We start from the raw sequence: 14,229 nt of genomic DNA on the forward strand, positions 1-14,229 counted from the left end.
TCATGTAAACGGCCGGCAGGGCACCAAAGGGTGCCCTGCCGGCCGGAGCAGAATCAGCGGTCCAGAACGCTCAGGCCGGGGAGTTCCTTGCCCTCGAGGTATTCCAGGCTGGCGCCGCCGCCCGTGGAAATGTGACCGAACTGGCTGTCCTCGAAACCAAGGGTTCGCACGGCTGCCGCGGAGTCCCCGCCACCGACAACTGTGAAAGCGTCCGTGACGGTCAGGGCCTCGGCGATCGCCCGGGTACCCGCGGCAAATGCCGCGAACTCAAAGACGCCCATGGGTCCGTTCCAGAAAACGGTCTTGGCGGCCTTGATGCGATCGGCGAATGCAGCGGCAGAGTCAGGGCCAATGTCCAGGCCAATACCCTCGGCCCCGAAACTGCTGCTTTCGATGGCATCGGCAGGCACGGTCTGGTGCTCGGCGTCAGCGGAGAATTTGCTTGCGACGACAACATCGCTCGGCACCACAAATTCGGTTCCCGCGTCTGCCGCCCGCCTCAGGTATTCCTGGACTACCGGGATCTGGTCTTCTTCCAGCAGGCTGCCTGCAACCTTGTGCCCTTCGGCGGCCAGGAAGGTGAACAGCATTCCGCCACCCACCAGGATGGTGTCGGCCTTGCCGATGAGGTTGTCGATCACCGCGAGCTTGTCGGAAACCTTGGAGCCACCCAGAACCACAACGTAGGGCCGCTGCGTGTCACTGGTGAGCTTCCGGAGGACTTCCACTTCGGCGTGGACGAGGTCGCCCTGATAGGACGGAAGCCGGGTGGCGACGTCGTAAACGCTGGCGTGCTTGCGGTGCACGGCACCGAAGGCATCGTCGACGAAAGCTCCGTTGCCACCCGTAAGCGCTACGAGCTCATCAGCAAACGCTCCACGCTGGGCGTCGTCCTTACTGGTCTCGCGGGCATCAAAGCGGACGTTCTCCAGAACGAGGACTTCACCGTCCTGCAGGGAGGCAGCCAGCTGCTTGGCGGATCGCCCGACAGTGTCTTCTGCAAGGGCGACATTGAAGGAAGCAAGTTCGGCAAGCCGTGCTACGGCGGGCTTAAGCGAGTACTTCTCGTCGGGAGCGCCCTTGGGGCGGCCAAGGTGGGCTGTTACCAGCACGCGGGCACCGGCGTCCGTGAGCTTTGCCAGGACCGGAAGGGAGGCCTTGATACGGCCATCGTCAGTCACTGTAGAGCCGTCGAGCGGCACATTCAGGTCACTTCTGACAAGAATGTACCGCCCGCGGACACCTTCAGCGATCAGTTCGTTGAGGGTGTGAAATGTCATGTAGCTAACCCTAGCCCAGCTTCGCTGCCACGAGCTCCGTCAGGTCCACGAGGCGGTTGGAGTAGCCCCATTCGTTGTCATACCAGGAAACAACCTTGACCTGGTTGCCAATGACCTTCGTCAGGCCGGAGTCGAAAATGGAGGACGCGGGGTCGCCAACGATGTCGGAGGAAACGATCGGCTCGTCGGTGTAGGTGAGGATCCCCTGCAGCTCGTCGGACTCGGCTGCCTTCTTCAGGGCAGCGTTTACTTCCTCGACTGTGGTTTCGCGGGAAACCGTGACAGTGAGGTCCGTGGCGGAACCCGTGGGGACCGGAACACGGATGGCGTAGCCGTCGAGCTTGCCCTTGAGTTCCGGCAGAACAAGGCCGATTGCCTTTGCTGCACCGGTGGAGGTTGGAACCATGTTGACGGCAGCGGCGCGGGCGCGGCGGAGGTCGTTGTGGGGGCCGTCCTGCAGGTTCTGGTCAGCGGTGTAAGCGTGGATGGTGGTCATCAGGCCGCGCTCGATGCCGAAGGCGTCGTTGATGACCTTGGCCAGCGGGCCCAGGCAGTTGGTGGTGCAGGAAGCGTTGGAGATGATGTTGTGGTTTGCGGAGTCGTAGAGTCCGTCGTTGACACCCATCACGATGGTGATGTCCTCGTCAGAGGCCGGTGCAGAGATGAGTACCTTCTTGGCACCTGCATCGATGTGCTTCTGTGCGGCAGCGGCTTTGGTGAAGAAGCCGGTGGATTCGATAACGATGTCGACGCCGAGCTCTCCCCAGGGGAGGTTGGCAGGATCGCGCTCGGCCAGCACCTTGATGGCGTTGCCGTTGACGATGATGTTGCCGTCCTTGACCTCAACGGTTTCCTTCAACCGGCCGCCGACAGAATCGTACTTGAGCAGGTGGGCCAGTGCTTCAGGGCTGGTGAGGTCGTTGACTGCAACAATCTCGAGGTCAGCGCCCTGCGCGAGGGCAGCGCGGAAGTAGTTGCGGCCAATGCGGCCAAAGCCATTAATACCAATACGGGTCGTCACTTGTAGTCTCCTTGGTGCTCTTGCAAGCACACTTAGTTGAGTCGGGCGTTCAAAGCCAACTAACAGATCCCGCACGCCATTGGGCAGAGATGATTACCAGATCGGAGGGCGACCAGCCACATTGCTGAAGGCTAACCGCCTTCCGTGATCCATCTTACGTTTAAGAAGGTCGGCCCCCGCAAGTGCGGGGGCCGACCTTCCACGATTCGGTCAGAATCAACCTAAATGTGAAGTTTGTTACATCTCCGTATAGTCCTGATCACACGCCGAGGGTGATGAGGCCGGTTGCGTTGGCGCGCGCGCCCTCGAACCGTTTGGCCACATCGGCCCAGTTGACGATGTTCCAGAATGCCTTGACGTAATCAGCCTTGACGTTCACGTAGTCCAGGTAGAAGGCGTGCTCCCACATGTCCAGCATCAGCAGCGGGGTGGTGCCAAGCGCAACGTTGCCCTGCTGATCGTAAAGCTGCTCAATGACAAGGTTGCCGCCAACGGGTTCGTAGGCCAGGAAACCCCATCCTGAGCCCTGGAGCCCCAGGGCGGCGGCGGAGAACTGGGCGCGGAAGGCGTCAAAGGAGCCGAAGGCGTCGTCGATTGCTGCTGCCAGCTCGCCCTCGGGCTTGTCGCCACCGTCCGGGGAGAGGTTGTTCCAGAACACGGAGTGGTTGACGTGCCCGCCGGTGTGGAAGGCCAGGTCCTTGGAGAGCCTGTTGATGTTGGCGAAGTCACCCTTATCCCGGGCGTCGGCAAGCTGTGCCAAGGCGTTGTTGGCGCCAGCCACGTAGGCGGCGTGGTGCTTGCTGTGGTGCAGCTCCATGATTCGGGCGGAGATATGGGGCTCCAGCGCTGCATAGTCGTAGCTGAGTTCGGGCAGTACGTACTCGGTCACAAAATCCTCCAATGTCGTGGACGGTTGTCCGGTTCGGTAACTCTCGGATTGTGCATCCGGATGGCTGGGCACCCGGAAAACTGCGGTGGCTGAACCCTGACGTTCCGGTGGCCTCCCGGGGGGCATAACCTCCGGTTGGTTCAGGGTATTTCCATCGTCCGTTCTAGATTCTAGGGGCGGGCCTACTCGTCCAGCATTTCAGGCGTCACATTGGCTTCCGTCCCGGGAATACCCAGGTCAAGCGCTTTTTTGTCCGCCATGGCCAGCAACCGGCGGATTCTCCCGGCGATGGCGTCCTTGGTCATGGGCGGATCGGCCAGCCGGCCAAGCTCGTCCAGGCTGGCCTGTTTGTGAGCGACCCGGAGTTCACCGGCGTACTTCAAATGATCCGGAACATCGTCGCCGAGAATCTCCAGGGCGCGATCTACCCTGGCTCCCGCGGCAACAGCTGCCTGGGCGGAGCGGCGCAGATTCGCGTCGTCGAAGTTGGCGAGCCGATTGGCAGTGGCCCTGACTTCCTTCCGCATCCGCCGTTCTTCCCACACCATCAGCGCGTCATGCGCGCCCATGCGGGTGAGCAGCGCCGCGATCGTATCGCCGTCGCGGATCACCACCCGATCCACTCCCCTGACTTCGCGGGCCTTGGCCTGGATGTTGAGGCGCCGCGCTGCACCAACAAGCGCCAGCGCTGATTCCGGTCCCGGGCACGTCACCTCCATGGACGAGGACCGCCCGGGTTCCGTGAGGGAGCCGTGGGCCAGGAACGCTCCCCGCCACACCGCTTCCGCGTCTGCTGCTGAGCCATTGACCACGGCTGAAGGCAACCCCCGTACGGGACGGCCCCGGGCATCAAGGAGGCCGGTCTGGCGTGCGAGTGCTTCACCATCCCGTACCACCCGGACCACGTAGCGGTTCCCGCGGCGGAGGCCGCCGCCGGACACGACGATGATCTCACTCTGGTGGCCGTAGACCTCCGCGATGGCCGCGCGCAGCCGCCGGGCAGTGGATGCCAGATCCACCTCGGCCTCTATCACAATGCGCCCGGAGATGATGTGGAGTCCCCCGGCGAAGCGCAGCATTGCTGACACTTCGGCCTTGCGTACCGAGGACTTCTTGATGTCCAAACGGGACAGTTCTTCCTTGACCGATGCTGTCAGTGCCATGGGGCCTTCCTAACTGTTCCCGAAAATATCGTTATACGCTGTTGCCAATCGCAGAGGGTCATGGATCGGACGGCGGCTCGACGCCCCTACTTTACCCAAGACCACCTCGGCCCCCAGCATCCCGGCAGCTTGCTCGAATTCCTTGACATCCGGGACTGAAGCGGGGTCGGCGAGCACAACATCAACGGTGAACTCAGGAGCGTAGGTTCGCAGGACCTTCAAATGGTCAGCAGCGGACATTCCCGACGTTTCCTTCGTGTCCGTCGCCAGGTTCATGGTAAGGCAACGCTTGGCTGGTGTATCACAGAGAGCCTGGCGCATTTCGGGCAACAAAAGATGGGGAAGGACAGAGGTGTACCAGGACCCGGGCCCGAGGACCACCCAATCAGCGAGCTCAATCGCCATCAGTGCCTCGGTGCAGGCGGGCGCGCCTTCGGGGAGCAAACGGACCCGGTCCAGTGAACCGGCGACAGCACATTTCGCCTGGCCGTGAACGGTGTGCAGGACGGTGCTGCCATCCGGAGCCTGAACCCGGACATCACCTTCGATGGTCAGGGGCACGCTTGACATGGGAAGAACCTGACCCCGTGCGCCAAGTAAAGCACCCGCCCACTTAAGCCCGGCTACGGTGTCCCCCAGCAGTTCCCACAGGGTCACGATGAGCAGATTTCCCATGGCATGGCTGTCCAGCGAACCGCCCGTGCCGTTAACGGGGCTGAAGCGGTGCTGCATGACGTCGCGCCAGGTCCGGCCCCAATCGGTATCGTCACACAGGGCGGAGAGGGCCATACGGAGGTCCCCAGGGGGAAGCACACCGTATTCCTCTCGGAGCCGCCCGGAGGATCCGCCGTCGTCCGCGACGGTAACAACGGCCGTGAGCTCCGAGGTCAGGAGCCGGAGTGCGGACAGCGATGCGGACAGCCCGTGGCCGCCGCCCAGCGCGACTACGGTCGGGCCTTTCTGCTGGCCTCCCGTGCCGCCGGTTGGCGGCACCAAAGGCAAGGGACCGGTAAGCAGACCCATTATTCGCGACCCAGGTCCCGGTGCGTTGTGGTCACGGTAACCCGGGGATACTGGGCAAGCTTTTTGGAAAGTTCGACGGCGACCGCTACTGAACGGTGTTTCCCTCCTGTGCAGCCCACAGCGATGGTGGCATAGTGCTTGTTCTCCCTCCGGTAGCCGTCCAGGACAGGTTCCAGGGCCAGAACATAGCGATCAACAAAGTTTTTCACGCCATCGGCCTCCAGGACGTAGTCGCTGACGTCTTCGTCGAGGCCGGTGTGGGGCCGCAGATTAGGAACCCAGTGCGGGTTTGGAATGAAACGGGCATCCGCCACGAAATTGGCATCTACGGGGAGTCCGTACTTGAATCCGAAGCTCATGACGTTGAGGCGGAGGGCCACCGGACCCGTTTCGCTGAACAGTTCAGTGATGGCTGTCGCGAGCCCATGGACGTTGAACTCCGAGGTATCCAGAACTACGTCGGCGGAGTCCCGCAGTTCCTGCAGAACCTCCCGCTCGGCGGCAATGCCGTCAAGGATCCTGCCTCCGCCCTGGAGCGGGTGTGGCCGCCGTCCCTGCTCAAAACGCCTGACCAGCACGTTGTCGTTCGCATCGAGGAACAGCACGCGGAACGTGACGCCGCTCGCCGCCAGCGCACCAAGGGCACTGCGGATGTTCGCGAAAAGGGCCTTGCTGCGGACATCCATGACTACAGCGAGCTTAGGGATGGACTGGGGTGCGTGCGACACGAGCTCAGCCAGGGTTCCGAGCATCTGCGGGGGGAGGTTCTCCACCACATACCAGCCGTGGTCCTCCAATGCGTCGGCGGCGGTGCTCCTCCCCGCCCCTGACATTCCGGTAACTACCAGCAACTCCGCTTCCACAGGCCTGACCGGCGAGGATCCGTCCTGATCAGCTTCGGATCCTGTCGTCGACTCTGCCATCAGTTCAGCCCCATTTCTGCCGCGCCGTTCAAGCGCAGCTGCACGTATCTTTGTCCCGCTCCTTACCCTAGCCAAGATTCCTTGGCCGGGCTAAGTTTCCAGGATTTCCCCGGTGGTCATGTTCACTGCAGGCGCAACGGCTTCGGCGGACTCCTCAGCTCCCGTGAAGTGCGTAACTATTGCTTCAGCCAACGACGGACCGATTCCCTTGGCGGCTGTCAGTTCCATAGCCGTTGCCGCCTTGATCTTCTTGACGGAACCAAACTCGGCCAGGAGTGCCTTGCGCTTGGACTCCCCCAGGCCCGGAACACTGTCCAGGGCGGAGACTGTCATGGCCTTGCCGCGCTTCTGCCGATGGAAGGAAATTGCGAAGCGGTGCGCCTCGTCACGGATCCGCTGCAGCAGGTACAGGCCTTCTGAGGTCCGGGGAAGAATGACCGGAAAATCGCTGTCCGGAAGCCAGACTTCTTCGAGCCTCTTTGCCAGCCCGACGACGTAGACGTCATCGATGCCGAGGTCGGCCAAGGCGCGTGCAGCAGCATTAACCTGGGGTTTTCCGCCGTCGACGACCACCAGGTTGGGCGGGTACGCGAATTTCGCCCGCGGTACCGGCGTAGTGGTATCCAGGACTGCAGCATCAGCCATCGCGTTGACGGCGGCCTGGTGCCCGGGAAGCTCAGCAGCTTCCACCTGGGCGGTCTTGTCCTGGAGGTAGTGCCGGAACCTGCGAGTCAGGACGTCATGCATTGCCGCGGTGTCGTCAGCAGCTGCAGGTCCGGTTACAGCGAACTTGCGGTAGTCGGACTTTTTCGGCAGACCGTCTTCCACCACCACCATTGAGGCCACAACATTCGTGCCCTGGACATGGGAGACGTCAAAGCACTCGATGCGCAGCAGGGCAACCGGCAGATCCAGGGCTTCCTGCAGTTCCTGCAACGCCAGGGAACGGTTGGTCAGGTCCCCGGCACGGCGGGTCTTATGCAGTTTGAGCGACTGCTCTGCGTTCTCCCTGACTGTGGACATCAGCGCAGCTTTGTCGCCGCGCTGGGGAACACGGATATCGACTCTGGCGCCGCGGAGACCGCCCAGCCACAACGCCAGCTCCTCGCTGTTGCTTGGCGCCACCGGTACGAGCACCTCGCGGGGTATGCGGCCCTCGCTTTCGCCGTCTTCACCGTAGACCTGCTGGAGGAGGTGCTCCACCAGGTCGGGAGTTGTGGAATCCTCGACCTTGTCCACCACCCAGCCCCGCTGGCCACGAACACGCCCTCCGCGGATGTGGAACACCTGGACGGCGGCCTCCAGTTCGTCTTCATGGAGGGCAAAAATATCGGCATTGGTGTCCTCCGCAAGGACAACGGCGTTCCGCTCGAAGACCTTCCGCAGGGCGATGATGTCATCGCGCAGCCGGGCTGCACGCTCGTAGTCCAGCTCGGCGACCGCCGCGGCCATGTCCTTTTCAAGCCGGGAAATAAACTTCTTCGCCTCGCCACCCATGAAGGCGCAGAAATCCTCCGCCAGTGCCCGGTGTTCTTCGGGAGTGACGCGGCCGACGCAGGGCGCAGCACATTTATCGATGTAACCAAGCAGACAGGGACGCCCGCTGGCTTGGGCACGTTTGAAGACACCTGCGCTGCAGCTGCGCACCGGAAAGACGCGCAGCAGCGTGTCCATCGTTTCGCGAATGGCTCCGGCCGTATAAGGCCCGAAATAGCGGGTGCCCTTGCGCCTCTCACCCCTCAGGACCTGAACGCGCGGGTACTTTTCCCCCATGGTGACAGCGAGGTAGGGATACGTTTTGTCGTCCCGGAAGACCACATTGAACCGGGGCTTGAACTCCTTGATCCAGGTGTATTCAAGCTGCAGGGATTCAAGTTCGCTGCCCACCACGGTCCATTCGACGCTGCTCGCCGCATAAACCATGGCATGCGTCTTCGGAAGCAGGCCACCCGGATTCGCGAAGTACGAATTCAACCGTGAACGCAGATTCTTGGCCTTGCCGACGTAGATGATCCGCCCATGGGGGTCCCGGAACCGGTAGACGCCGGGATTCGTCGGAATTTCGCCCGTTTGCGGACGGTAACTTGATGGATCTGCCACTAAACCAGTCTACTGAGGCGCCGCGACCACTAAGTCCAACGCACGTTCGCGGAGCTGCTACGGCAACGGCTTAAGGATTGGGGCCGTAGGCCCGTCCGCTCAGTCGGTGATCTTGCTCTGGTTGTACCCCGTAGCCCGTTCCTGGCCGCTCAGCGCGGCGATGGCGTCCATGATGGTATCGGTGACTTGCCTCCGTGCCGGAAGGGAATGGTCCGGGCCCGTCTTTTCGAAGTACAGGGGTTCCCCCACCTTCATGGTGAAATGCTGGGGCTTGACCGCGTTGCGCCCGGCAGGTTGAAGGTGTTGGGTCCCGATGAGCCCTACCGGAATAACGGGAGCGCCGGTGGTCAAAGCCAACCAGCCCACTCCCGTGCGTCCCCGGTACAGAATGCCGTCCCGGGAGCGTGTTCCCTCCGGGTAGATGCCGATTCCTTTTCCGGATTCGAGGATGTCCAGCAGGGTCTTCAGCGCCTGGACACTGGCAGCCTGTTCCCCGCGCTCGACGGGGATGGAGCCAACGGCTTCGAAGAAGGACTTCATGACCCGGCCCTTAACGCCGCCGGTTGTAAAGTATTCTGCCTTCGCAAAAAAGGCCACAGGACGAGGCATCAACGCCTGGACAATTACGCTGTCCAGGAAGGACAAGTGATTCGGTGCCACAATAAACGGGCCATCAGCAGGAACGTTTTCCAGCCCGATAACAGTGGGACGGCACGATCCTGAAATGAGGCCTCGAGTGGTCCATCGGATTGCATCAAACAATGCCATCGTTGCGCACCTCATTCAGAATGGCTGTCCGGACTTCGTCCAGTCTGTTGATAGTCGCGGCAAGCGCAGCCGAGTCATCGACGATCACCATGGCGCCGGCGTCCTGCAGTTCGCCCTCCAAGGCGAACCCCCATCCAACGCCGATGCAGTCCAATCCGTTGGCCAAGGCGCCTGCCACGTCCTGGGCACGATCGCCGACCATAACTGCTGACTGTGTGCCGAGATCCGCCAGCGCGGCGGCGACAATTGCGTTCTTGCCCCGTGGACCCGACTGTTCAAGCGTTTCGTCTGCTGCCGAGCCCCTGGTGGCCTTGAAGAATTCAGCGATCCCGTGATGCTCCAGCACAATCCGCGCCAGGCCCTCCGGTTTTTGGGTGGCAACAGCGATGGGCCTGCCTGCCGACGCATAAGCTTCCACCAGCTCGCCTATCCCTGGATACAGCCGGCCTTGTGCAATGCCGCGGTCCAGATAGTACGCGCGATACAGCCTGATGGCTTCCGGGAGCAGCTCTTCGGGGACGCCCGCGACGTTCAACAGTGAGTCACTCAACTTCGGACCGATCATTGCTTTGAGCTCCGCTGGTTCGGGAACCTCAAGGCTGAGCTCAGTCAAAGCTGCGGCGATTCCGTCGGTGATACCACCGGCAGGGTCGACAAGAGTGCCGTCCAGGTCGAAGATTACAGGCACTGTTGAATGAGTCACCGGCTTAGTTTCTCACGAGTGCGCACGAGCCTGAAACTCGCATTCCCCGTACGGAATATGTCGCAGGCGTCCCACATGCCAAACGGCCCCTGGCTCAGGGCGCGGGCCTCTTACCCGAGGATCTCGGCGAGGAAGGTAGCGGTATAGCTGTCCTTCGATCTTGCAACCTGCTCCGGGGTGCCTGTGGCAATGACCTGCCCTCCGCCGGAACCGCCGTCGGGGCCCAGGTCCACTATCCAGTCGGCGCTCTTGATGACATCGAGGTTATGCTCGATCGTAATCACAGTATTGCCTTTGTCCACCAGACCCTGGAGCACCAGGAGGAGCTTACGGATGTCCTCGAAGTGGAGTCCGGTGGTGGGCTCATCAAGGACATAGACGCTGCGCCCGTTGGACCGCTTTTGAAGCTCGGCGGCCAGCTTGACCCGCTGAGCCTCGCCTCCGGACAGTGTGGTTGCTGGCTGGCCCAGGCGTACGTACCCGAGGCCGACGTCGACCAGGGTGTTCAGATGCCGGGCAATAGGTGAGAAGGCTGCAAAGAACTCAGCGCCTTCTTCGATGGACATGTTCAGCACGTCCGCGATGGTCTTGCCCTTGTAGTGGACCTCCAACGTTTCCCGGTTGTAGCGGGCGCCGTGGCAGACCTCGCAGGGCACGTAGACGTCCGGGAGGAAGTTCATCTCGATCTTGAGCGTTCCATCACCTGAGCACGCCTCGCAGCGTCCGCCTTTGACGTTAAAGGAGAACCGGCCTGGCATGTAACCACGGACTTTGGCCTCAGTGGTGTCGGCGAACAGCTTGCGGATGTTATCGAACACCCCGGTGTACGTCGCCGGGTTGGAACGCGGTGTGCGGCCGATGGGACTTTGGTCCACATGCACCACTTTGTCGAGGTGCTCAAGGCCCTGGACGCTCTTGTGCCTGCCCGCAACCTGCTTGGCCCCGTTGAGTTTATTGGCCAGCACCTTGTAAAGGATCTCGTTTACCAAGGTGGACTTTCCTGAACCGCTCACCCCCGTTACCGCAGTCATCAGTCCGAGAGGAAACGCTGCATCAACGTTCACCAGGTTGTTTTCCTTGGCGCCGATGACCTTCAGCTCGCGCTTCTTGTCGTATTTCCGGCGTTTCTTCGGAACGTCGATGGATTTGCGTCCGGAAAGGTAGTCTCCGGTCAGCGATTTCCTGTTTTCGAGCAAGGCACTGTACGAACCGGAGTGAACAACCTGGCCACCATGTTCGCCGGCGCCTGGTCCAATGTCCACGATCCAGTCAGCTTCCTGAATGGTATCCTCGTCATGCTCAACGACAATCAGGGTATTCCCAAGATCGCGGAGCCTGGTGAGAGTCTCGATAAGCCTGCGGTTATCCCGCTGGTGGAGCCCGATGGACGGCTCATCCAGGACGTAGAGGACCCCTACCAGGCCCGAGCCGATCTGGGTGGCCAGGCGGATACGCTGCGCCTCGCCTCCGGACAGCGTGGCAGAAGGCCGTTCAAGATTGAGGTATTCCAGGCCGACGTCGAGAAGGAAGGTCAGCCGGGCCTGGATTTCCTTGAGCACCTGGTGGGCGATTTGGGCTTCACGGCCGCTCAGGACCAGGTTGTTGAGGAAGTGTGCACATTCGCGCATGGGCAGGGCGGCGACGTCGGCAATGGACTTACCGTTGATGAGCACGGAGAGCGAGGCAGGATTGAGGCGGGCACCGTTACACACAGGGCACGGGATCTGCCGCATGTATTCCTCGTAGCGGTCACGGGCCCAGTCTGAGTCGGTCTCGCCATGCTTGCGGTGCACATACTGGATGGCACCTTCAAAACCTGTGCTGTACTTCCGTTCGCGGCCGAAGCGGTTGCGGTACTGCACCACGACGTTGTGGTCCTTGCCGTGCAGGACGGTCTGCTGTACATCGGGGGCCAGATCTTCCCAAGCCGTGTCCATGGAGAAGCCCAGTTCATGGGACAGGCCCTCCAGCAGCCGGTTCCAGTACTCCGTGGTGGCTGTGCCGAGCGACCAGGGTGCGATGGCGCCCTGGGAAAGTGACAGCTCACCATTCGGGACGATGAGGTCCTCGTCCACCTCAAGCTTGGTTCCGATGCCGCTGCACGCCGAACAGGCACCAAAGGGGTTGTTGAAGGAGAACGAGCGCGGTTCGATTTCGTCGATCGCCAAAGGGTGTTCGTTAGGGCAGGCGAGGTGCTCGGAAAACGCGCGAAGCCGGCCCTCATCCTTAGGATCCAGGTCCACGAATTCGGCAAGTACCCTGCCTTCAGCTAGTCCCAGGGCCGTTTCGATGGAATCGGTGAGTCGCTGGCTGATTCCTTCCTTAACCACGAGCCGGTCAACAACGACTTCAATGGTGTGCTTGAACTGCTTCCCAAGCTTTGGCGGATCACTCAGTTGCACGAGTTCGCCATCAACGCGGGCGCGTGAATAGCCTTTGGCTGTGAGTTCTTTGAAGAGTTCAACAAACTCACCTTTGCGGCCGCGGACCACCGGCGCCAATACCTGGAACCGTGTGCCCTCCCCCAGCTCGAGCAACTGGTCCACGATCTGCTGGGGAGTCTGCTTGGTGACCGGCTCACCGCAGGTGGGGCAATAAGGACGGCCCACCCTTGCCCACAGCAAACGCATGTAGTCGTAGATTTCCGTAATGGTACCCACCGTTGACCGGGGGTTTTTGCTCGTGGATTTCTGGTCGATGGAGACGGCGGGAGAGAGGCCTTCGATGAAGTCAACGTCCGGCTTGTCCACTTGACCCAGGAACTGACGGGCGTACGCGGAGAGCGACTCGACATATCTGCGCTGCCCTTCAGCGAAGATGGTGTCAAAGGCCAGGGAGGATTTCCCCGAGCCCGAGAGCCCGGTGAAAACGATCATGGCGTCCCTGGGCAGGTCCAGGTCCACGTTCTGCAGATTGTGCTCCCGGGCACCCTTGACTATGAGACGCGACAGGTCGGGGCGGAGCGGCGTGGCACGGGTAAGCGGCGCTACGGCAGAGTGGACATCAACGGCTGGATCTTCAGCTACGGCTTTAGGCACCCACTAATGCTAATCGAAAACTTCTTCGAATTTCCATGACCTGCCATTATTCCGCATCGTAGGCCGCAGCCAGCAACTGCACGGCTGTAGCAAAGCTCGCTCCCTGGCCTTTTGCCCTTGAGGCATACTCGGCGGCAGCCTCCGAAAGCGAGCTCCAGGCATCATCGCGGGCACACACCACTGTGCCGTTCCTGCCGCGAGTCGCCACCACGCCTGCGGCCTCAAGTTCCTTATAGGCCCTCGCCACTGTATGGGGAGCCACGCCCAACTCTGCAGCAAGGCTCCGTACCGCTGGCAGTCTCGTCCCAGGCGCAAGCTTGCCGGCGTCGGCCTGCTCAATAACATTCAGCCGCAGTTGCTCGAAGAGCGGCACGGAGCTGCTGTGGTTGGGTTTCCACGTTCCGGGGAACGCTTCAGCGGCACTCACAGTGTTATCTCCATGATGAGAATTAGATCAGCGTACTTCCGCCTGAACAAGCCGCTGTCCTGCTCTGGAAGAGAATCGTCCGGCCCAGCGTAGGGAAACTCAGGCAGGTTTGTGGGCAACCGCGAAGGTTCTTCGGAACGGAAACACGGTGCCATGGGCTGTGGCAGGGTACGCCTGGTCAAGCAAGGCAGAGTATTCGGCCTCAAACCCAACTGCCTCATCGGGCGGCAGCGCCGCCAATATGGGCCTGAGCCCGGCACCCCGGACCCATTCCAGAACGGCATTTTCCCCCTGAAGCACCTGATAATAAGTGGTTTCCCAAGCGTCAGCCTCATAGCCGGCGTCGAGCATCACCTCCAGGTATTCATCAGGTTCTCCGGCTGCATCGCTGTGGCGGAGAATTCCGGACAGCCTGCCCGCCCAAGACGCCGATTCAGCAAGCTCACGCATCAGGGCATGGGAGGGCGCGTTGAAATTGCCGGGCACCTGCAGGGCAAACCAGGCCCCGGGCTCTAGGGCGGCCAGCCATTTCTTCAGCAGTTCCATGTGACCGGGCACCCACTGGAGGGCGGCGTTGGTCACCACAACGTCGGTCCCCGCAGACGGTACCCATTCCGGAATCTGGCCAAGGCTGAAAGTGAGGTTGGGCAGCACGGCCTCGGCAGCGGCATGGCCCAGCATTTCTTCGGAGGAATCCAGCCCGATCACTTCCGCCTTAGGCCAACGCTCAGCGAGGGTCGCTGTGAGGTTACCCGGGCCGCATCCAAGGTCCACCACCACTCGGGGGTTCCCGGCCCGGATGCGCCCCACAAGATCAAAGAACGGCCTGTTGCGGTAGTCCCCGAACTGCACGTACCTCGCCGGATCCCACTTCATAAGTGCCTCGCTCCCCAT

At 61.6% G+C, this 14,229-nt stretch carries 12 protein-coding genes; all 12 read right to left on the reverse strand.

The window, feature by feature from the left end:
* Positions 1-53 precede the first annotated feature (53 nt).
* The 12 genes from RIN13_RS08240 to RIN13_RS08295 all read right to left on the reverse strand — a co-directional run bounded on the left by RIN13_RS08240 (position 54) and on the right by RIN13_RS08295 (position 14,211).
* Entirely contained in the window at positions 54-1,280 is a 1,227-nt protein-coding gene (locus tag RIN13_RS08240) for a phosphoglycerate kinase (RefSeq protein ID WP_309106851.1), read from the reverse strand.
* 10 nt (positions 1,281-1,290) lie between these two features.
* Entirely contained in the window at positions 1,291-2,301 is a 1,011-nt protein-coding gene (gene gap, locus RIN13_RS08245; RefSeq protein WP_309106852.1) for a type I glyceraldehyde-3-phosphate dehydrogenase, read from the reverse strand.
* A 259-nt stretch (positions 2,302-2,560) separates the two neighbouring features.
* On the reverse strand, positions 2,561-3,190 hold the full coding sequence (locus RIN13_RS08250) for a superoxide dismutase (RefSeq protein ID WP_309106853.1): 630 nt from the start codon (positions 3,188-3,190) through the stop codon (positions 2,561-2,563).
* Positions 3,191-3,372: 182 nt separating this feature from the next.
* Positions 3,373-4,353, reverse strand: a complete 981-nt coding sequence (gene whiA / locus RIN13_RS08255) for a DNA-binding protein WhiA (RefSeq protein ID WP_247045268.1) — start codon at positions 4,351-4,353, stop codon at positions 3,373-3,375.
* A 9-nt stretch (positions 4,354-4,362) separates the two neighbouring features.
* On the reverse strand, positions 4,363-5,376 hold the full coding sequence (gene yvcK / locus RIN13_RS08260; protein ID WP_309106854.1) for a uridine diphosphate-N-acetylglucosamine-binding protein YvcK: 1,014 nt from the start codon (positions 5,374-5,376) through the stop codon (positions 4,363-4,365).
* Positions 5,376-6,299: an RNase adapter RapZ gene (gene rapZ, locus RIN13_RS08265; RefSeq protein ID WP_309106855.1), complete on the reverse strand. Its 924-nt coding sequence runs from the start codon at positions 6,297-6,299 to the stop codon at positions 5,376-5,378. The genes yvcK and rapZ overlap by 1 nt, the downstream gene beginning before the upstream one ends.
* A 90-nt stretch (positions 6,300-6,389) precedes the next feature.
* Positions 6,390-8,399: an excinuclease ABC subunit UvrC gene (gene uvrC, locus RIN13_RS08270; protein ID WP_309106856.1), complete on the reverse strand. Its 2,010-nt coding sequence runs from the start codon at positions 8,397-8,399 to the stop codon at positions 6,390-6,392.
* 99 nt (positions 8,400-8,498) lie between these two features.
* The gene (locus tag RIN13_RS08275; protein ID WP_309106857.1) at positions 8,499-9,167 is read right to left on the reverse strand and encodes a lysophospholipid acyltransferase family protein; all 669 of its coding nucleotides are present in this window, start codon (positions 9,165-9,167) and stop codon (positions 8,499-8,501) included.
* Positions 9,154-9,870: an HAD hydrolase-like protein gene (locus tag RIN13_RS08280; protein WP_309106858.1), complete on the reverse strand. Its 717-nt coding sequence runs from the start codon at positions 9,868-9,870 to the stop codon at positions 9,154-9,156. Before RIN13_RS08280 ends, RIN13_RS08275 begins: the two co-directional genes overlap by 14 nt.
* Positions 9,871-9,980: 110 nt before the next feature.
* Positions 9,981-12,908, reverse strand: a complete 2,928-nt coding sequence (uvrA, locus tag RIN13_RS08285; protein WP_309106859.1) for an excinuclease ABC subunit UvrA — start codon at positions 12,906-12,908, stop codon at positions 9,981-9,983.
* A gap of 46 nt (positions 12,909-12,954) precedes the next feature.
* Positions 12,955-13,335 carry a GntR family transcriptional regulator gene (locus RIN13_RS08290; protein ID WP_309106860.1) on the reverse strand — a complete coding sequence of 127 codons (381 nt, stop codon included), beginning with the start codon at positions 13,333-13,335 and terminating at the stop codon, positions 12,955-12,957.
* 99 nt (positions 13,336-13,434) lie between these two features.
* Positions 13,435-14,211, reverse strand: a complete 777-nt coding sequence (locus tag RIN13_RS08295) for a trans-aconitate 2-methyltransferase (RefSeq protein WP_309106861.1) — start codon at positions 14,209-14,211, stop codon at positions 13,435-13,437.
* Between the last annotated feature and the right edge of the window lie 18 nt (positions 14,212-14,229).

The sequence above is a fragment of the Arthrobacter sp. genome, from assembly GCF_031179985.1.
Classification (GTDB): domain Bacteria; phylum Actinomycetota; class Actinomycetes; order Actinomycetales; family Micrococcaceae; genus Arthrobacter.